An 18919-nucleotide genomic window follows, 5' to 3' on the forward strand; every position below is an offset into this window, starting at 1 on the left:
CATAATGTTCGCGGCGGTGGCGTGCTGAATCGGCAGTCTGAAAACGACGCAGTAGTGCTGGCCCATGCCTCTACCGGTTTCATACCCCCGAAATAGGAGCTGTACTCAATGAACAAGAAGATCCTTACTGCCGCGCTGCTGGGCGGTCTGGCTTTCGCCCAGGCTGCATCGGCGCAGGATTTTGACGACCGCTGGTACCTGACCGGTTCGGCCGGCTTCAACTTCCAGGATAGCGACCGTCTGACCAACGACGCTCCGTTCGTTACCCTGGGCCTTGGTAAGTTCATCAGCCCCAACTGGTCGCTGGACGGCGAGCTGAACTACCAGAACCCGAACTTCGATGCCAACCAGGATCTGAACTGGAGCCAGTACGGCGCGTCCGTCGATCTGCGTCGCCACTTCATCCAGGAAGGCCGCGGCTGGAACCCGTACCTGCTGTTCGGTCTGGGCTACCAGAAGTCGGAAGAAGAGTACGCAGCACTGAACAACAACGGTCCGCGTGAGCGCAAGGACGGCAACTTCGCCGCCAAGCTCGGCGTCGGTCTGCAGACCACCTTCGAAAAGCGCGTCGCCGTGCGTGCCGAAGTGGCCTACCGCGCTGACTTCGACGACCAGAGCATTGCTGCTCCGAGCGAAGACTGGTTCGGCGACGTGCTGGCTTCGGTCGGTGTCGTGATCCCGCTGGGCCCGGCCCCGGTTGCTGCCGTGCCGGCTCCGGCTCCGGTTGCGCCGAGCTGTGCCGATCTGGATGACGACGGTGACGGCGTCAACAACTGCGACGACAAGTGCCCGAACTCCCAGCCGGGTCAGACCATCGGTCCGGACGGTTGCCCGGTCCCGGTGTCGATCGATCTGAAGGGCGTGAACTTCGACTTCGATAAGTCGAACCTGCGTCCGGACGCGGTTGCGATCCTGAGCGAGGCTTCGGAAATCCTGAAGCGTTACCCGGATCTGCGCGTTGAAGTGGCCGGTCACACCGATTCCAAGGGTACCGACGCTTACAACCAGAAGCTGTCCGAGCGTCGTGCTACCTCGGTGTACAACTATCTGACCCAGAACGGCGTTGACGCTTCGCGTCTGGTCGGTCCGATCGGTTACGGCGAGAGCCGCCCGATTGCGCCGAACGCCAACCCGGATGGTTCGGATAACCCGGAAGGCCGCGCCAAGAACCGTCGTACCGAGCTGAACGTCCAGAACTAATCCTTCTGGCAGTACAGTCTCAATAAGCAGGGCCCGGCATTGCCGGGCCCTGTTTTTTTTGTCCCGCCGCCGCCGTTGGTCGCGAAAATCGACAATAATTCCAACAAGTTGCCGTATTCATTGAAGGTGGCGCTTGAAAGACGTTGTGGCGCTGTTAAACTCGCCGCGTCGACCCCTTCCTGGATGCATCCCATGCAGCGTTTTGCACTGGCCGCCGCGCTTGGCCTGGCCCTGGTTCCCGCCGCCCACGCTGCCGTGGACTGTTCGGCACCTGCCAGCGCATCGCCGCTGCCGCTGCCGGCCACCGCGATCGCACCGGTTGCCGAAGAGCTGTACATCCGCAACGTCCAGTTGGGCATGCCCGCCGGCGTGCTGACCTCCAGCTACGACCGCGAGCAGTCGCTGGACAGCGTGCTGCAGCGCCTGCGCATCGAAGGTTGCCAGAACATCGCCAAGGCGATCCCCAGTGCACCGGTGATCAACCCGAACGATCCGGCCGCCTACAAGCCGCAGACCGAGTTCGACAACACGCCGTGGCGCTTTGACATGAGCCAGAACGGCAAGCGCATGACCGCCGAAGAGTTCGATGCCTGGATGAAGGCGCGCGGTGTGCGCGTGGTCAAGGCGCGCCCGGCCCCGGCCGCCGTCCCGGCCGCCGCCACCGAAGCACCGGCTGAGACCAAGCCGGCAGACAAGAAGTAAGCCGCCCTGAGCGGAGCACGATGACGACACGCCGGCCACCCGCCGCGACCGCGTCCCGACCACGCCGCCCCGAGCGGCGTGCGAGCCCCGCAACAGGCACCCGCACCACTGCGTCCAGCACGCCCCCGAGTGCACCGCGCCATGGTCTGGCGCGTGTGCTTTCCAAGGCCGGGCTGTGCTCGCGCACCGAAGCCGCGCGCTGGATCGCCGACGGCCGGGTCACGGTCGACGGCCGTGTCATCAACAATCCCGAATTTCCGATCATCGACGGTCGCCATCATGTGCGCGTCGATGGTCAGCCGCTGGACGCACCCAAGCGCGTGCACCTAATGCTCAACAAGCCGCGCGGCCTGGTGACCACCGCGCAGGATGAGCGCGGCCGAGACACGGTCTACCGCTGCTTCGACGATGCCGGTCTGCCGTGGATCGCGCCGGTGGGTCGTCTGGACAAGGCCAGCGAAGGGCTGCTGCTCTTCAGTAATGATCCGCAGTGGGCCGCGCGTCTGACCGACCCGGCCACCGGCCCGGACAAGACCTATCACGTGCAGATCGATGCCATTCCCGATGCCGCGCAGCTGCAGGCGTTGTGCACGGGCATCGAGGACGACGGCGAACTGCTGCGAGCGCGTCGCGCCACGCTGCTGCGCAGTGGCGACAAGACCGCCTGGCTGGAAGTCGTGCTGGAGGAAGGCCGCAACCGGCATATCCGCCGCCTGCTCGCGGCGTTCGACATCAACGTGCTGCGCTTGGTGCGCGTGGCGATCGGCCAGTTGCCGCTGGGCGAGCTGGGCAAGGGCGCCTGGCGCGAGCTCAGCCAACACGATCTGGATCTGCTTTACGCCGTGGCCGACAGTGCCGCGGCCACTCCGTGACCTTGTGGCCTGCCGACCTGTGGCAGGCCAATCGACCCGGGCAATGGATGGCCTTCGAAGGGACGTTCCGTTCAACACCGGGAGTAAGACCATGCACGTCAGTATCCTCAATCGTTCCCTGTTCCGCGGCGCCTGCCTGGTGCTGCCGGCCGCACTGCTGACCGCCTGTGGCGGCCACAAACAGATCGCCAAGCAGGATCCGCCGGTGACCGACAAAGTAGTGGAGATCAAGATCCCCGAGCTGGATGGTCGTGGCAGCTACCGCTTCATGATGAGCGATGGCGACAAGCGCATGAGCGCCGATGAGTTCGACGCGTGGATGAAGGCCAATGGCATCCGCGTGGCCAAGGGCAATGGTCAGGATGGCCCGATTGCGGCACCGGTGGTGGTGGCCAGCAAGGAAGAGGCCAAGGACAAGAAGAAAAAGAAGAAATAAAAACGCCGGGCAGTGCCCGGCGTGTGGTGGGGACGGCGCGCAGGGCGCCGTCATCCGGTCAACCCTTGATCACGCCCAGTTCCAGACCAATCCGGGTGAACGCATCGATCGCCCGGTCCAGGTGCGCACGGGTATGTGCGGCGCTGATCTGGGTGCGGATGCGGGCCTGGCCCTTGGGGACCACCGGGAAGAAGAAGCCGATCGCGTAGATGCCTTCCTCGAGCAGGCGCTCGGCGAATTTCTGTGCCAGCGGGGCGTCGTACAGCATCACCGGGCTGATCGGATGCACGCCCGGCTTCACATCGAAACCGGCGGCGGTCATCTTCTCGCGGAAGTAGGCGGTGTTCTGCGCCAGGGTATCGCGCAGGTCATCGGCGGCGGCCAGCATTTCAAAGGCCTTGATGCCGGCCGCGACCACGTGCGGCGGCAGCGAGTTGGAGAACAGGTACGGGCGCGAGCGCTGGCGCAGCAGTTCGATCACTTCGGCACTGGCGCAGGTGAAGCCGCCCAGCGCACCGCCCATGGCCTTGCCGAGGGTGCCGGTGATGATGTCGATCTTCTCCAGCACGCCCTTGACCTCGGCCGAGCCGCGGCCCGTGGCGCCGAGGAAGCCGGTGGCATGGCATTCGTCGATGTGGACCAGCGCGTTGTACTTCTTCGCCAGCGCGGTGATCTCATCCAGCGGGGCGATGAAGCCGTCCATCGAAAACACGCCGTCGGTGGTGATCAGCTTGGTCCTGCAGCCGGCCGCATCGGCGGCCTGCAGCTGGGCTTCCAGATCGGCCATGTCGCAGTTGGCATAGCGGAAGCGCTTGGCCTTGCACAGGCGCACGCCATCGATGATCGAGGCATGGTTGAGTGCATCGGAAATGATCGCGTCCTGCTCGCCCAGCAGCGGCTCGAACAGGCCACCGTTGGCGTCGAAGCAGGCCGCATACAGGATCGTGTCCTGCTTGCCGAAGAAATCGGCGATCTGCTGTTCCAGCTGCTTGTGCAGGTCCTGGGTGCCGCAGATGAAGCGCACCGACGCCATGCCGAAGCCGTGGGTGTCCAGCGCGTCCTTCGCGGCCTGGATCAGGTCGGGATGGTCGGCCAGGCCCAGGTAGTTGTTGGCGCAGAAGTTCAGCACCGTGCGGCCGTCGTCCAGGGTGATCTCGGCCGACTGCGGGCTGGTGATGATGCGTTCGGACTTGAACAGGCCCTGGGCGCGGATCGCCTCCAGTTCTTCAACGTAGTGCTGGGTCAACGAGGCGGTGGTGGCGTCGGTCATGGCGGGCAGTCTTCGGCACGGGAAACCCGGGATTTTACCTGCCGGGGGCCACGGCGGGGTTGCTGCCGGCGGTGGATGGGCCGGGCAGGGCGGAAGACGGTTGCAGACGTGATTGTTGCATCGCAATATCAATCAGGTTAAAAAACTGTAAACCGATGCCGTTCCGCCCACCCCCACGTCTGGAGAGACCCCGCATGAACCACGCCACGCGCTGTACCGCCGCCGTTGTGCTCTGCGCCGCCCTGCTTGCCCCGTTCGCTGCCAGTGCCCAGGATGAGGCCGAATCGCCGTTCAGCTGGAACGTCACCGGTGTCTCGGACTACGTGTTCCGTGGTGTGTCCCAGACCGATGAAGATCCGACGATCCAGGCCGGTTTCACCTACACCTCGCCGGTGGGCCTGTACGCCGGTGTCTGGGGCTCGGGCGTGGACTTCGGCGATGGCGGCCCGGATGCCGAGGTCGATTACCTGATCGGCTACGCGTTCGACGTGACCGACAACGTCAACCTGGATCTGCTGCTCAACCGGTACACCTATCCGGGTTCGAGCGAGCTGGCCTACAGCGAGTTCATCACCAAGACCACGTTCGCCGAGCAGTACAGCCTGACGGTGACCTACACCAATGACGTGTTCAATTCGGGCACCGATGCGTGGTACTACGCCGTGGGCGGCGAGTGGGCGCTGCCGCAGGACTTCACGCTGAGCGCGAACGTCGGCCGCAGCACCTTCGAAGAAGGCATCTCCAAGGATTACACCGATTGGAATGTCGGCGTCAGCCGCCAGTTCGGCCTGTTCAACCTCGGCCTGGGCTACTACGGCACCGATGGCAACGGCCGCGACAACTCCGGCAAGCTGGCCGACAACCGTGTGGTGTTCACGGTCGGCATCGGGCAGTAACCGTCGCCCGACACCGCCGACCACCTCGTGAACCAGAAAAGGCGCCCGGATGGGCGCCTTTTCAATGTTGGTCTCACACCGGAACCCTTGCTGGAGAACAGCCCCCCTTGTCGTTCAAGGGGGCGCGGCAACGGCGCGGGGATACGGTGGAATGGACACTTGATCATCGGTGCCGAAGGCGCAGGTGATCAATTCCAGCTCAGGACCACCTTGCCGGCTTTGCCCTGTTCCATGAGGTCGAAACCCTTCTGGAAATCATCGATCGGCAGCTGGTGGGTCATCACCTTGCCGAGCGGGAAGCCGGACAGCACCAGCTGGGTCATCTTGTACCAGGTCTCGTACATTTTGCGGCCGTAGATGCCCTGCACGGTCAGGCCCTTGAAGATGATCTTGTCCCAGTCGCAGCCGGCGCCCTTGGGCATGATGCCGAGCATGGCGATCTTGCCACCGTGGTACATGCAGTCGAGCATGTCGTTGAACGCGCGCGGGTTGCCGCTCATCTCCAGGCCCACGTCGAAGCCCTCCATGTGCAGCTCCTTCATCACGTCCTTCAGCGAGGTGTTGGACACGTTCACCACGCGGGTGGCGCCCATGTCGGCGGCCAGCTTCAGGCGGAAATCGTTGACGTCGGTGACCACCACGTTGCGCGCACCGATGTGCTTGCAGATGCCCGCGGCGATGATGCCGATCGGGCCGGCACCGGTGATCAGCACGTCTTCGCCGATCACGTTGAACTCCAGCGCGCAGTGCGCAGCGTTGCCATACGGATCGAAGAAGGCGGCCAGTTCGGACGGGATCTGGTCCGGGATCGGCCACAGGTTGCTGGCCGGCATCACCATGTACTCGGCGAAGGCGCCGTTGACGTTCACGCCGATGCCCACGGTGTTCGGGCACAGGTGCTGGCGGCCACCGCGGCAATTGCGGCAATGGCCGCAGACGATGTGGCCTTCGGCCGAGACCCGCTGGCCGATCTCATAGCCGGTCACGCCCGGGCCGATCTCCGCGATGCGGCCGACGAACTCGTGGCCGATGGTCAGGCCCGGCTTGATCGTGCGCTGGCTCCACTCGTCCCACAGGTAGATGTGCAGGTCGGTACCGCAGATGGCGGTCTTTTCCAGCTTGATCAGGACCTGGTTGGGGCCGGGGGTGGGGACCGGAACTTCCTCCAGCCAGATGCCCTTGGCGGCTTCGCGTTTGACCAGGGCCTTCATTGTTTGCTGCGCCATCGGGGTGGAACTCGTCTGGGGGAAAACGCGGATTATAGAGGGCTGCGCGCAATTCCCATGTTGCGCTGCGGGTGCGCTGGCGGAACGAAAGGCGGGGGTGCATGGGCGTTTCGAACGGCGCCGGTGCGCTCGCCGGGCCATGCCCGGCGGACGGCGGCATGGCCCGGCCCATGACTTCCGGGGATCGGGCCGGGGCAGGGGCTGGGCTACACTCGGCGGTTCTTTCACCAGGGGCTGCTCAATGCGCTCGAACCTGCTTGCCTTCTCCGTCGTCGCCAGCCTTGGGCTGGTCCAGGTCGCCCATGCCGCTGAAGGCATGTGGGTGCCGCAGCAGCTGCCGGAAATCGCCGGCCCGCTCAAGCAGGCCGGCCTGAAGCTGTCCCCGGAGCAGATCTCCAACCTGACCGGCGACCCGATGGGCGCAGTCGTGGCGCTGGGCGGCTGCACCGCCAGCTTCGTCTCCCCGCAGGGCCTGGTGGTCACCAATCACCACTGCGCCTACGGTGCGATCCAGCTGAACTCGACGGCCGAGAAGAACCTGATCAAGGACGGCTTCAACGCGCCGACCCTGAAGGACGAGCTGAGCGCCGGCCCCAATGCCCGCGTGTTCGTGCTGGACCAGATCACCGATGTGACCGACCAGGCCAAGGCCGCGATCGCCGCCGCCGGCAAGAACCCGCTGGCCCGCACCCGCGCGCTGGAGGCCTTCGACAAGGCCCAGACCGCCGCCTGTGAAGCCGATGCCGGCTTCCGCTGCCGCCTGTACAGCTTCTCCGGCGGCAACACCTACCGCCTGTTCCGCAACATGGAAATCAAGGACGTGCGCCTGGTCTACGCGCCCCCGGGCAGCGTCGGCAAGTTCGGCGGCGACATCGACAACTGGATGTGGCCGCGCCACACCGGCGATTTCTCGTTCTACCGCGCCTATGTGGGCAAGGACGGCAAGCCGGCCGCCTTCTCCGCCGACAACGTGCCGTATCAGCCCAGGCATTTCCTGAAGTTCGCCGATCAGCCGCTGGGCGCCGACGACTTCGTGATGGTGGCCGGTTACCCGGGTCGCACCAACCGCTACGCCCTGGCCGGTGAGTTCAACGAGACCGCCAGCTGGACCTACCCGACCATCGCACGCCACTACAACGCCGTGCTGAAGATGATCGACGAGGCCGGCAAGGCCGATCCGGACGTCAAGGTGAAGTACGCCGCCACCGCGGCCAGCATGAACAACGTGGCCAAGAATTACGCCGGTCAGCTGGAAGGCTTCAAGCGCATCGACGCGGCCGGCCAGAAGCAGGCAGAAGAAGCCGCCGTGCTGGCCTGGTTGAAGAAGCGTGGCGCCGCCGGCAAGCCGGCTCTGGCCGCGCATGCACAGCTGGTCCAGCACCTGGATACCAGCAAGAGCACGCGTGAGCGCGACCTGTTCGTCAGCCAGTTCAACAGCACCTCGGCCGTGGGTTCGGCGATCAGCCTGTACCGCCTCTCGATCGAGCGCAGCAAGCCCGATGCCGAGCGTGAAGCCGGGTATCAGGAACGCGATCTGCCCTCCATCGAAGGCGGCTTGAAGCAGATGGACCGCCGTTACGTGCCGCGCATGGACCAGCAGCTGCAGACCTACTGGCTGAGCCAGTACGTGGCCCTGCCGGCTGCGCAGCGCAGCAACGACGTGCTCAACCAGTGGCTGGCAGGCAGCGACGCGACCGCCGTGCAGGGTCTGGTCGGCAAGCTCTCGGCCACCAAACTGGGCAGCCTGGATGAGCGCCTGAAGTGGTTCAAGGCCGACCGTGCCGCGTTCGAAGCCAGCGCCGATCCGGCGATCCAGTACGCGGTGGCGGTGATGCCGGCGCTGCTGCAGCAGGAAGAGCAGAAGAAGACCCGCGAAGGCGAGTCCCTGGTGTCGCGCCCGCTGTATCTGCAGGCCGTGGCCGACTACAAGAAGAGCAAGGGCGAGTTCGTCTACCCGGACGCCAACCTGTCGCTGCGCATCACCTTCGGCAACGTCATGGGCTACGGCAAGGACGGCGTGAACTACACCCCGTTCACCACTCTGGAAGGCGTGGCCGCGAAGGAAACCGGCGAAGACCCGTTCGATTCGCCCAAGGCGCTGCTGGAGGCGGTCAAGGCCAAGCGTTACGGTGGCCTGGAAGACAAGCGCATCGGGTCGGTGCCGGTGAACTTCCTGTCCAACCTGGATATCACCGGCGGCAACTCCGGTTCGCCGGTGCTGGATGCCAACGGCAAGCTGGTCGGCCTGGCCTTCGATGGCAACTGGGAGTCGGTGAGTTCGAACTGGGTGTTCGATCCGGTGATGACCCGCATGATCGCGGTCGACAGCCGTTACATGCAGTGGATCATGCAGGAAGTGGCGCCCGCGCCGCAGCTGCTGAAAGAACTGAACCTCAGCAAGTAAGCCGACACGTCGGTTTCGAGAACCCCGCAGCGAAGGCTGCGGGGTTTTTTTTATGGTCCGCTCTGTATCCAGCGTGTGGCGTCTTGTTTTTCGCGGAGGGAGCGCGCCGGGCAGGGCTGGGCGAGACACGCCGTGAACCCATCCATGGGGGCTCGTACGACCGCATCCATGCGGTCGAACGGTCTCGCCCAGCCCTGCCCGACGCGCTCTGGACAGATGCCCGTGAGCGGACAGAAAGGCGAAGCGGCACCGCAGTCAATCTTCGCGTCCGCGTCAGCGACGGAGACCTTGGGGGCTGAGCCGGGCAGCCTCCGACAGGACTGTTGTACGGAAGCGAGCAAGCAGCTGTTGCATTTGCCCTCGTGTCCGCGTCAGCGACGGAAACCTTGGTGGATGAGGTCGGGCAGCCTCTGGCAGGACCGTTCGACGGCATGGATGCCGTCGTACGAGCCCCCAGGGATGGGTTCACGGCGCGTCCTGCCAGAGGCTGCCCGGCCTCAGCCTGCGCGGGTCAGTCAGGCGCCATGCTCTACGAGCCATCCGTCAGCAAGCGAGCAATCAGGAGCAAACCGCCACACAGCTTCACAGCCGCGACCGGGTATCATCCCTGTTCCGCGTGCTTTCACAGGATGTGAACGAAGCGCCGGAACCTCCTCCCCCAAGGACCCCTTGTCCGCATGCGCATCCTGCTTGCCCGTCACGGCGAAACGCCGTGGAATGCCGAAGGCCGCTACCAAGGCCAGATCGATATCCCGTTGTCGCCGATCGGCGAAGCCCAGGCCAAGGCACTGGGGGAACGTCTGAAGTCCGTCGACATCACCCGCGCCGTCGCCTCGCCGCTGTCGCGCGCCCAGCTCACCGCCCAGCTTGCCCTCGGCGCCGAACGTGCGCCGATGCTGCTGACCGAACCGGACCTGCAGGAAATTGCCCACGGCGAATGGGAAGGCCTGCTCGCCAGCGAAATCCATGAGAAGGATCCCTCCCGCCTGCGCGCATGGCGCGAAGAGCCCGACACCGTGCTGATGCCCGGCGGCGAATCGCTGCGCCTGGTGCTCGAGCGCAGCTGGCGTGGCCTGGCGCGTGCCGCTGAAGGGCTCGGTGAACATGACACCCTGCTGGTCGTCGCCCATGACGCCGTCAACCGCGTGATCCTGTGCCGCATCCTCGGCCTGCCGATCTCGCGCCTGTGGACCTTCCGCCAGGCACCGACCACGCTCAACCTGCTCGAAGGTCCCGACCTCGACCAGCTTGAAGTGGTGCGCCTCAACGACTGCGCGCACCACACCCCGTTCTTCGGCGAAGCCAAGCATCGCGCGCTGTAACGCACTGCGTCCCATCCTGCCGTCCGCCTCAACGATTCCGATCCAACGACCATGACCACCACCGCCCGCCCGCAGACCCTCTCCGATTGGCTCAGCTACATCGAGCAGCAGCACCCCGCCACCATCGACATGGGGCTGGACCGGGTGCGTACCGTGGCGCAGGCGATGGGGCTGGGCGCGCCGGCCGAGCGCAGCATCGTGGTCGGTGGCACCAACGGGAAGGGCTCCACGGTCGCCTTCATCGAAGCGATCGCCCGTGCCGCCGGCTGGAAGGTCGGCGCGTACACCTCGCCGCATCTGCTGCGCTACAACGAGCGCGTGCGCATCGATGGCCAGGACGCCACCGATGACGATCTGATGGCGGCCTTCAATGCCATTGAAGATGCCCGCGGCGCGACCACGCTGACTTACTTCGAATACGGCACCTTGGCCGCCCTGCAGCTGTTCGCGAAGGCCGGTCTGGATCTGGCCGTGCTTGAGGTCGGCCTAGGTGGCCGTCTGGATGCGGTCAACATCGTTGATGCCGACGTGGCGGTGATCACCACCGTCGACATCGATCACAGCGACTGGCTGGGTGAAGACCGCGAAGCGATCGGGACCGAGAAGGCCGGCATCATCCGTGGCTGGAAGCCGGTCATCCTGGGCGAAATCGATCCGCCCTCGAGCGTGCTCGCGCGTGCCTATCTGGTCGGTGCCAACGCCATCCGCGGTGGCAGCGATTTCTTTGCCGATGCCATTGATGGCGAACGCTGGCGCTGGCGCGATGTCGGCTTCCGTATCGAACTGCCGCACCCGTCGCTGCGTGGCCCGATCCAGCGCGCCAATGCCGCCACGGCGATCGCCGCGCTGCGTGCGCTGGATCGCCCGCTGCCCCGCACCGCGTTCATCGAAGGCGTTGCCGCCGCGCGTATCCGGGGCCGTCTGCAGGCCTTTGACCGCGAGGGCGTGGAGGTGCTGGTCGACGTCGGTCACAACCCGCAGGCGGCACGCGAGCTGGCCGCCGCACTGAAGGCCAGTCGCGTCACCGGCAACACCCTCGCCGTGTTTGCCGCCCTGCAGGACAAGGATGCCGCCGGGGTGGTGGATGCGCTGGCCGATCAGGTCCAGCAGTGGCATCTGGCGGGTCTGGAGGGCGCACGTGCGCAGAGCGCCGAGGAACTGCGGGCACGCCTGGCCGGTACGGCTGCGGCCGGCGGCATGGCGCACGCCACCGTCGTGGACGCCGTGCAGCATGCCGTGACGCAGGCCAAGGCCGGTGATCGCGTACTGGTGTTCGGCTCGTTCCACACCGCCGCGCAGGCGCTGCAGCTCCTGGATCCCGGCGCCTGATGGTGCTTTGCAGCGCCGTTCAGCCGCATCAGCCGCCGCACACGCGCGCACCCGTATAATCGCCGTGGCATTCCGCCGCGCCGCCTGCCTGCCTTCACGTGGATACTCCTCTGAAACAGCGACTGATTGGTGCCATCGTCCTGGTGGCGTTGGCCGTGATTTTCCTGCCCATGCTGGTCAAGGGCCCTGCACCTGACAGTGGTGTGGCCAACGTGCCGATCAGTGCACCGGCCGCGCCGTCGGATGGCCAGTTCGAAACCCGTGAGCTGCCGCTGGTCGCACCGACCGGTGGCGCCACCGGCCTGCAGAGCGGGGCATCCACGACCCAGCCGCTGGCCGACAGCGCTGCGGTCGCCGCCGATCCGGCGCCGGCCGATACCTCACCGGCCGTGGCCGCGGGCAACTACGCCGTCAGCTTTGGTGCCTACGCCAGCGAAGCCGATGCCGACCGCGTCATCGCCTCGTTGAAGAGCGCCCAGCTGGCGGGCTTCCGCGAACCGGCCACGATCAATGGCCGCCAAGCCTGGCGCGTGCGCGTCGGCCCCTACGCCGATCGCGCGCTGGCCGAAGCCGGCCGCCTGCAGGCGGTGAAGGTGCGCAACGACGTCAAGGCCGAGGTCATCACTCTGGATGCCCGCGCTGATACCGCCGTTGCCGCCACGCCGGCCGCCACTGCACCGGCTCCGTCGGCGGCTCCGGCTGCCTCCAGTGCCGCCGCTGCGCCGTCGGGCACTACCGTGAAAACCGAATCCCTGCCGGCCGAGCCGGTCGCGGCCGCCAAGCCCGAACCGAAGCCGGCCGCGCCCAAGCCCGAACCCAAGCCGGCCCCGGCGCCCAAGCCGGAGACTGCCGCCGCGCCGCCCGTGGCGGCCCCGGCCGCCCCGGCCGCCAGCAGCGTCGGCTTCGCCGTGCAGCTCGGCGCCTTCGGCCAGGCCGCCGAGGCCAACGCGCTGCGCGATAAAGTCCGCGCCGCCGGCTTCAGCGCCTTCGTGGAGCAGGTCCGTACCGACAAGGGCACGCTCAACCGGGTCCGCGTCGGGCCGGTCGCCAACCGCGCCGATGCCGAGAACCTCAAGGCACAGGTGGCCGCCAAGGTCGGCGTGGCCGGCATGGTCCGCCCGCACCCCTGATGCCTGATCTACGCCGCCCCGCACCCGCAGGACGGCCCGTAGCGCCCGGCCTGCCGGCATGATCGACATCGTCCTGCTGGTCCTGATCGGGGCCTCGGTCCTGCTCGGCCTCATGCGCGGCTTTGTCGGCATCGTGGTCAGCACGCTGTCCTGGCTGCTGGCCGGCTGGGCGGCGTTCCTGTTCGGCAATGACGCGGCCCACTGGTGGGCGGCGCCGGTGGAACCGGGCACCGGCCACTATGTCGCCGGCTATCTGGGCGTGTTCCTGATCGTCATGATCGCCGTCGGCCTGATCGGCATGCTGATCAAGGCCGCCGTGAAGGTCACCTGCCTGACCGGTGCCGACCGCCTGCTGGGCGGCGCGCTGGGCCTGGTCCGCGGCGCGTTCCTCGGCTGCGTGCTGCTGATGCTGGCTGCGTTCACACCGCTGCCGCAGGAGCCGGCCTGGCAGACCTCGCAGGTGCGGCCGTTGCTGCAGCCGGGCGTGCGCTGGATGCAGGCGCAGCTGCCCGAGATGGCGTTGCCGGAGGTGAATCTGCCGCAACTGCCGACGATGGATTTGGGCAAGCCGCTCGCGACAGGCGATAATGGCGTCCTTGGCGAAGTAGTGGCAGGGCGCGGATGGCCGCGTCCCGTTGACGAGGGGAGGGAGACGGCACCTGCCGACGCTGCGGCGCGCGGGCCGGCTTCCACACTGCCAGTCAATATCGAGCCGGCGCACCCGCGTCCGGACGACACCGTTCCGGCACGGAACGGTACCCCCGGCCAGGCACGGCCACCTTCACTGTAGATGGGCGCAGCCCAGCGGAGAGTTCGCACCATGTGTGGCATCGTCGGAATCGTCGGCAACCAGAACGTCGCCGGGCAGTTGTATGACGGCCTGACCGTCCTCCAGCATCGTGGCCAGGACGCGGCCGGCATCGCCACCGCCGACGGCACCCGCCTGCGCGTGCAGAAGGCCAATGGCCTGGTCCGCGACGTGTTTGATGCCAAGCGGATGTCCACGCTGGAAGGCCGCGTCGGCATCGCACACGTGCGCTATCCCACCGCCGGTTCGGAAGGCATGGACGAGGCGCAGCCGTTCTACGTGAACTCGCCGTACGGCATCGCGCTGGCCCACAACGGCAACCTCATCAATACCGAAGCCCTGCGCCAGCAGGTGTTCGAACAGGACCGCCGCAACGTCAACACCGATTCGGACAGCGAAGTGCTGCTGAACGTGTTCGCCTTCGAACTGGACGCGCAGCGCCAGCTGACCCCGGAAGCGGCGATCCGCGCCGTGGCCGCCGTGCACCGCCGCGTCAAGGGGGGCTATGCAGTGATCAGCGTGGTGCTGGGCCTGGGCCTGGTCGCCTTCCGCGATCCGCACGGCATCCGCCCGCTGGTGCTGGGCAAGCGCGCCCACGCCGAAGGCGACGAATACATCGTGGCCTCCGAATCGGCCGCACTGGACGTGCTCGGCTTCCAGCGCGTGCGTGATGTGCGCCCGGGCGAAGCGCTGGTCATCACCGCGCGCGGCGAACTGTTCTCCGAAGTCTGCGCCGAGCCGGTCGAACACAGCCCGTGCATCTTCGAGTACGTGTACTTCGCCCGCCCCGATTCGATGATCGACAACGTCTCGGTGCACAAGGCGCGCATGCGCATGGGCATCAAGCTGGGCGAGAAGATCCTGCGCCTGCGCCCGGACCACGACATCGACACCATCATCCCGATCCCGGATACCTCGCGCGATGCGGCGCTGGAGATTTCCAACACGCTCGGGGTGAAGTACCGCGAAGGCTTCATCAAGAACCGCTACATCGGCCGCACCTTCATCATGCCGGGCCAGGGTGAGCGGGTGAAGTCGGTGCGCCGCAAGCTCAACCCGATCCATCTGGAGTTCCGCAACCGCGTGGTGCTGCTGGTGGACGACTCGATCGTGCGCGGCACCACCAGCCAGCAGATCGTGCAGATGGCGCGCGATGCCGGCGCCCGCAAGGTCTATCTGGCCAGTGCCGCGCCGCCGGTGCGCTACCCGAACATCTACGGCATCGACATGCCGGCGGCCGAAGAACTGGTCGCGCACAACCGCAGCATCGAAGAAATCGAGAAGCACCTGGGCTGCGACTGGCTGATCTACCAGGACATCGAGGACATGGAAGCGGCGGTCAGCGAAGGCAACCCGGAGCTGAAGTCGTTCGATTCCTCGTGCTTCAACGGCGTCTACCCGACCGGGATCGAGCCGGGCTATTTCGAGCGCATCCAGCAGCTGCGTTCGGACGATGCCAAGCACAAGCGTCGCGCCTGAGGGCAGGGCATGAGTGATGTGTTGGACACCGCGGCCGGCGATCTGCTGCAGGCCGCGCAGCAGTGCCTGGCCGAGCCGGATCCGCTGCGCAAGGTTGCCTTGACCCAGCACTATGCTGTGCAGTTCCGCGCCGGTCGCCTGAAGGCACCGGCCGATGCGCCGGCACCGGACCCTATCCGGATGCCGGGCCGCCCCGCCAGGCCGACGCTGGTCCACCCGCGCGATCTACCGCGGCGTGGTCTGGGCAGCGTGGAGGGGCGTGCCGCCTTCGTGCATGCCATCGCGCATATCGAACTCAATGCGATCGATCTGGCCTGGGATGCGGTGTACCGCTTCCGCGGCCTGCCGACGTCGTTCCATGCCGACTGGGTCAGCGTGGCCGATGACGAATCGCGCCACTTCATGTTGTTGCACGATCGGCTGCAGGCCAATGGCTATGCATACGGCGATTTCGACGCACACAACGGCCTGTGGGAAATGTGCGAGAAGACCGCGCACGACGGGCTGGCGCGCATGGCGCTGGTGCCGCGCGTGCTCGAAGCGCGCGGGCTGGATGTCACTCCGGGGATGATCGTGAAACTGCGTGCCGGGGGCGACCATGCCACCGCCGATGTACTGGAGATCATCCTGCGCGAAGAGGTGGCCCACGTGGCAGCCGGCTCGCGCTGGTATCGGTGGTACTGCACGCGTGAAAACGTCGAGCCGCGACCCCGGTTCATGGCGCTGCTGAAGGAATACGCCGGCGGCTACCTCTATGGCCCGTTCAACCTGGAAGCGCGCCTGTTGGCCGGCTTCGACGAAGAAGAACTGGCCGAGCTGATCGAACAGACCGAACTGCGCGGTCAGGTGTTGGCCAGCACCACGCGCTGACCGCTTTCGGTGGGCCGGTTGACGTAGAACAACCCGGGGCCTGGTCGATACGGCAGTTCACGCGTGCCTGCATCGGCGGCATAGAGCAGTGCGGTATCGCCCAGCGCATCGAAGTTCCAGTGTGCCGACTGCATCAGGTAGTGCTGGCGCAGCGTGAGCTCCTGGGCGGCATCCAGCGGTTGGCCGGCCAGCAGCCGTTCCGCGATGGGGTGCAGCTGCGCAGGCAGTGCGAGCGCGGGCAGCGTGTCCGGTGAGGCCGTCCACGCGACGCCTGCCGCCGCGGCACGCTGGTGCAGCAACCGCAAGGCGATGAACTGGTAACGCGCATCGATCTCGCGGCGCAGGACCACTGCGGCGTACGCACGCAAGGTGAGTTGCGGCAGGACACTTCGGCTGCCGGCGACACGCTGCTGCTGCCACTGGTGCCAGACATCGACCCAGATCGCCTCCTCTCCCAGCCCCAGCGCGCGCTGCCAGCGCCGACACGTGGCCTGCGCGTTGCGGTACACCGTGCTCGTGCGCAGCAGCGCCAGCGGTGGTACCTCTCCTGCCACCAGCCCGGTGCCACGCAGCAGCTGCCCCTGCGGGCGGCTCAGCAGCTTGGGCCCTTCGATGCGCTGGTCATAGCCACCGCCGATGTTGGCATGCACGCCGGGCAGGACGATCTCCTCATGCTCGGGTGCCACGCTGGTCAGCGCGAAATGCTCGCGGTGTTCATCGCGTGCGACCAGCTGCACCACCTTGTCGGCGCAGCCCGCCGGTAGCGCCACCACCGGCATCTCATCACGGTGCTGGCGGCTGATCGCCACCACGGTATCGAGCAGCCCCACGAAGCGCACCAGCCGTGCGGCACCCGGGAAACCCGAGGCCAGCGACCAGCCGCACCGCACCAGCTGCTCGGCCAGCCAGGCGACTGCTCCGGCTGCGCTGAGAAAGGCCACCGCATCGCGCGCGCTGGCCGCGCCGCGCGAGTAACCAAACAGATCCACGTGCACACTGCTCACTGCGCGGCCGGGCTGCGCGCGGGCCAGTTGGCGCAGCGCTTCGGGCAGCAGCTGCTCCAGCGCCCGGCGCCGCTTGGCGCGCACGCCGGTGCGGCCGATCCCGAACGCCAGCCCCATCAGGTCGTCGTCTTCACCCGTGCGCGTACCCACGCCCTCGATGTAGATCGACAGCGCCAGCGTGTCGCCGGTTGCTGGCATCTGCCTATGGTCCGGATACAGGGCCTGCAGCCGCGCGATGTTGGTCAGGCCGTTGCTGTAGCTGCTGGTCAAGCGGCTTTGATACGGCGATGCATCATCGGCGACCACGGCGGGTGGGCGCGGTGTGGGCGTCGTGGCGCCTGCCGGGCGTGACGCGCGCTGCAGGTTGTCAGCGTTGTTGCGGGTGCCATCGAAGAACAGACCGATATGCAGTGACACCGTCGCCCTCGTTGCCGGTTGGGTAGCTGCCACCGCCATGTCGTCCCTGTTCCCCGAGGATCCCACCCTAAGGTAGCGCGGAATCTGTTCGCCGCAAGAGCTCGCGGAGGCCGTCGTGACGTCCCTGAACCAAGGCGCAGTCGATCACAGTTCCGAAATTCCATCTGCAATTTCTATTGAATTTACACGGCCAGAGCGCGCCAGATGGGCGTGCCGGCCCTACCGGCTGACTGCAACCACGACTCCACTCCCGTTTTCACTCAAAGAGAGGCGACATGATGTCCAGTTCGATGAGCAAGGCCGCAGGTGTGTTCGCGTTGTGTCTGTTGGGGGCCGGTGGTGCTGCCGCCGCGCCGCTGTTCGAGCCGGTCACAGTGCTGAGCCGGGCCGGCACCGCAGACCAGCCGGCATTGCAGGGGGTGATGGGCTCGCCCTCGACCAGCGCAGTGCAGGAGGTCCGGGTGGACGCAGCGGCCGTCTCGCCGGTGCAGAAACAACTGGAATTCGAGCTGTTGGGGCAGCCGGTGCAGGCCCTGCAGAGCAAGGTCGAGACGCTCGCTGATGGCGGCAGCATCTGGTACGGCCAGCTCGGCACGCGCGCCGGCGCGCGCCTGATCAAGACCGGTGCGCCGGACCCGATGAACGCGGTGATTCTGGTGCGCTCGGGGGATACCGTGACCGGCTCGATCCGCAAGAATGGCCAGCTGTACCGCCTGCGCCCGGTCAGTGACGGACGGCATGTGCTGGTGGAAGTGGATGAGGCGCGCATGCCGGCCGATCATCCCGCCGACTACAACAGCCTGCCTACCATCGCGATGCCGGCGTCGGACCGGGCAGGGACCGCGGCAGCCTCGTCGGGTACGCCGGCCACCATCCGCGTGCTGGTGGTGGCCACCAACGGTGCGGTGGCGGCGTATGGCGGCAACATGCAGTCGCTGGTGCAACTGGCCGTGGCTGAATCCAATCAGGGCTACAGCAACAGCAATGTCGGCATCACCCTGCAGTTGGCCGGGTACGAGACCACCAGCTATGCCGAGTCGAGCAGTTTCTCCACCGATCTGGCGCGCTTCCGCAACACCAGCGATGGAGTGATGGACAGCATCCATACCAGCCGCAACAACACCCGCGCCGATGTCGCGGTGCTGGTGATCAACAACGCCAGCTCGTGTGGGCTGGCCTCGGGCATCGGCTCCACGGCGGCCACCGCGTTCGCGGCGGTGCATTGGGATTGCGCCACCGGGTACTACTCCTTCGCGCATGAGATCGGCCACCTGCAGAGCGCGCGGCATGACATCGCCACCGACTCGAGCACCTCGCCGTATGCCTACGGCCACGGCTACCGCTACGAGCCGGCCAGCGGCACCGGCTGGCGCACGATCATGGCTTACAACTGCACCCGCAGCTGCCAGCGCTTGAACTACTGGTCCAACCCGAACATCAGCTACAACGGGATTCCGACGGGTATCGCCAGCAGCGCCGACAACCAGCGCGTGCTGGTCAACACCAAGGCGGCCGTGGCCGCATTCCGCTGATATGCGCATCCCGCGGCGGCCA

16 protein-coding genes are annotated in these 18919 nt (G+C 66.5%); 13 read left to right on the plus strand and 3 right to left on the minus strand.

Annotated features, from left to right (window positions below):
* Positions 1-108 precede the first annotated feature (108 nt).
* From ABE464_RS15745 to ABE464_RS15760, 4 genes are all read left to right on the plus strand, one after another.
* On the plus strand, positions 109-1200 hold the full coding sequence (locus tag ABE464_RS15745; RefSeq protein WP_346472707.1) for an OmpA family protein: 1092 nt from the start codon (positions 109-111) through the stop codon (positions 1198-1200).
* Between the two features lie 192 nt (positions 1201-1392).
* On the plus strand, positions 1393-1902 hold the full coding sequence (locus ABE464_RS15750; protein WP_346472708.1) for a hypothetical protein: 510 nt from the start codon (positions 1393-1395) through the stop codon (positions 1900-1902).
* Positions 1903-1922: 20 nt separating this feature from the next.
* Positions 1923-2774: a pseudouridine synthase gene (locus tag ABE464_RS15755; protein ID WP_346472709.1), complete on the plus strand. Its 852-nt coding sequence runs from the start codon at positions 1923-1925 to the stop codon at positions 2772-2774.
* Positions 2775-2865: 91 nt separating this feature from the next.
* Positions 2866-3210 carry a hypothetical protein gene (locus tag ABE464_RS15760; RefSeq protein ID WP_346472710.1) on the plus strand — a complete coding sequence of 115 codons (345 nt, stop codon included), beginning with the start codon at positions 2866-2868 and terminating at the stop codon, positions 3208-3210.
* Between the two features lie 58 nt (positions 3211-3268).
* Here ABE464_RS15760 and kbl read toward each other — a convergent pair whose 3' ends face one another.
* Positions 3269-4480, minus strand: coding sequence for a glycine C-acetyltransferase (kbl, locus tag ABE464_RS15765; RefSeq protein ID WP_346472711.1), 1212 nt, complete (start codon positions 4478-4480; stop codon positions 3269-3271).
* 194 nt (positions 4481-4674) lie between these two features.
* On the opposite strand from kbl, the gene ABE464_RS15770 reads away from it, so the two are divergent.
* A complete protein-coding gene (locus tag ABE464_RS15770; RefSeq protein WP_346472712.1) occupies positions 4675-5376 on the plus strand; it encodes a TorF family putative porin in 702 nt (233 codons plus the stop codon).
* A gap of 188 nt (positions 5377-5564) precedes the next feature.
* Here ABE464_RS15770 and tdh read toward each other — a convergent pair whose 3' ends face one another.
* The gene (tdh, locus tag ABE464_RS15775) at positions 5565-6587 is read right to left on the minus strand and encodes an L-threonine 3-dehydrogenase (protein WP_123728470.1); all 1023 of its coding nucleotides are present in this window, start codon (positions 6585-6587) and stop codon (positions 5565-5567) included.
* A gap of 256 nt (positions 6588-6843) precedes the next feature.
* Here tdh and ABE464_RS15780 point away from each other — a divergent pair, with 256 nt between their 5' ends.
* The 7 genes from ABE464_RS15780 (at position 6844) to ABE464_RS15810 (ending at position 15944) form a co-directional block, all read left to right on the plus strand.
* Entirely contained in the window at positions 6844-9006 is a 2163-nt protein-coding gene (locus ABE464_RS15780) for a S46 family peptidase (protein ID WP_346472713.1), read from the plus strand.
* 677 nt (positions 9007-9683) lie between these two features.
* Positions 9684-10328, plus strand: coding sequence for a histidine phosphatase family protein (locus ABE464_RS15785; protein ID WP_346472714.1), 645 nt, complete (start codon positions 9684-9686; stop codon positions 10326-10328).
* 51 nt (positions 10329-10379) lie between these two features.
* Entirely contained in the window at positions 10380-11657 is a 1278-nt protein-coding gene (gene folC, locus ABE464_RS15790) for a bifunctional tetrahydrofolate synthase/dihydrofolate synthase (RefSeq protein ID WP_346472715.1), read from the plus strand.
* Between the two features lie 98 nt (positions 11658-11755).
* Positions 11756-12787, plus strand: coding sequence for an SPOR domain-containing protein (locus ABE464_RS15795; RefSeq protein WP_346472716.1), 1032 nt, complete (start codon positions 11756-11758; stop codon positions 12785-12787).
* A gap of 58 nt (positions 12788-12845) precedes the next feature.
* A complete protein-coding gene (locus tag ABE464_RS15800; protein WP_346472717.1) occupies positions 12846-13577 on the plus strand; it encodes a CvpA family protein in 732 nt (243 codons plus the stop codon).
* A 30-nt stretch (positions 13578-13607) separates the two neighbouring features.
* Entirely contained in the window at positions 13608-15074 is a 1467-nt protein-coding gene (gene purF / locus ABE464_RS15805; protein WP_019185825.1) for an amidophosphoribosyltransferase, read from the plus strand.
* Positions 15075-15083: 9 nt separating this feature from the next.
* Positions 15084-15944: a ferritin-like domain-containing protein gene (locus tag ABE464_RS15810; RefSeq protein ID WP_346472718.1), complete on the plus strand. Its 861-nt coding sequence runs from the start codon at positions 15084-15086 to the stop codon at positions 15942-15944.
* Here the strand turns inward: ABE464_RS15810 and ABE464_RS15815 are convergent.
* Positions 15917-17365 carry a DUF2235 domain-containing protein gene (locus tag ABE464_RS15815; protein ID WP_346472719.1) on the minus strand — a complete coding sequence of 483 codons (1449 nt, stop codon included), beginning with the start codon at positions 17363-17365 and terminating at the stop codon, positions 15917-15919. The two genes, ABE464_RS15810 and ABE464_RS15815, sit on opposite strands and share 28 nt — an antisense overlap.
* A gap of 275 nt (positions 17366-17640) precedes the next feature.
* On the opposite strand from ABE464_RS15815, the gene ABE464_RS15820 reads away from it, so the two are divergent.
* The gene (locus tag ABE464_RS15820; protein ID WP_346472720.1) at positions 17641-18897 is read left to right on the plus strand and encodes a zinc-dependent metalloprotease; all 1257 of its coding nucleotides are present in this window, start codon (positions 17641-17643) and stop codon (positions 18895-18897) included.
* Positions 18898-18919: the final 22 nt, after the last annotated feature.

Source organism: Stenotrophomonas sp. TWI587 (assembly GCF_039674145.1).
Classification (GTDB): Bacteria; Pseudomonadota; Gammaproteobacteria; order Xanthomonadales; family Xanthomonadaceae; genus Stenotrophomonas; species Stenotrophomonas maltophilia_AY.

What these genes read in the sequence shown, in the direction of transcription:
- ABE464_RS15745 (WP_346472707.1), top strand. Translation starts at nt 109, where the DNA reads ATGAACAAGAAGATCCTTACTGCCGCGCTGCTGGGCGGTCTGGCTTTC.
- ABE464_RS15750 (WP_346472708.1), top strand. Translation starts at nt 1,393, where the DNA reads ATGCAGCGTTTTGCACTGGCCGCCGCGCTTGGCCTGGCCCTGGTTCCC.
- ABE464_RS15755 (WP_346472709.1), top strand. Translation starts at nt 1,923, where the DNA reads ATGACGACACGCCGGCCACCCGCCGCGACCGCGTCCCGACCACGCCGC.
- ABE464_RS15760 (WP_346472710.1), top strand. Translation starts at nt 2,866, where the DNA reads ATGCACGTCAGTATCCTCAATCGTTCCCTGTTCCGCGGCGCCTGCCTG.
- kbl (WP_346472711.1), bottom strand. Translation starts at nt 4,480, where the DNA reads ATGACCGACGCCACCACCGCCTCGTTGACCCAGCACTACGTTGAAGAA.
- ABE464_RS15770 (WP_346472712.1), top strand. Translation starts at nt 4,675, where the DNA reads ATGAACCACGCCACGCGCTGTACCGCCGCCGTTGTGCTCTGCGCCGCC.
- tdh (WP_123728470.1), bottom strand. Translation starts at nt 6,587, where the DNA reads ATGAAGGCCCTGGTCAAACGCGAAGCCGCCAAGGGCATCTGGCTGGAG.
- ABE464_RS15780 (WP_346472713.1), top strand. Translation starts at nt 6,844, where the DNA reads ATGCGCTCGAACCTGCTTGCCTTCTCCGTCGTCGCCAGCCTTGGGCTG.
- ABE464_RS15785 (WP_346472714.1), top strand. Translation starts at nt 9,684, where the DNA reads ATGCGCATCCTGCTTGCCCGTCACGGCGAAACGCCGTGGAATGCCGAA.
- folC (WP_346472715.1), top strand. Translation starts at nt 10,380, where the DNA reads ATGACCACCACCGCCCGCCCGCAGACCCTCTCCGATTGGCTCAGCTAC.
- ABE464_RS15800 (WP_346472717.1), top strand. Translation starts at nt 12,846, where the DNA reads ATGATCGACATCGTCCTGCTGGTCCTGATCGGGGCCTCGGTCCTGCTC.
- purF (WP_019185825.1), top strand. Translation starts at nt 13,608, where the DNA reads ATGTGTGGCATCGTCGGAATCGTCGGCAACCAGAACGTCGCCGGGCAG.
- ABE464_RS15810 (WP_346472718.1), top strand. Translation starts at nt 15,084, where the DNA reads ATGAGTGATGTGTTGGACACCGCGGCCGGCGATCTGCTGCAGGCCGCG.
- ABE464_RS15820 (WP_346472720.1), top strand. Translation starts at nt 17,641, where the DNA reads ATGATGTCCAGTTCGATGAGCAAGGCCGCAGGTGTGTTCGCGTTGTGT.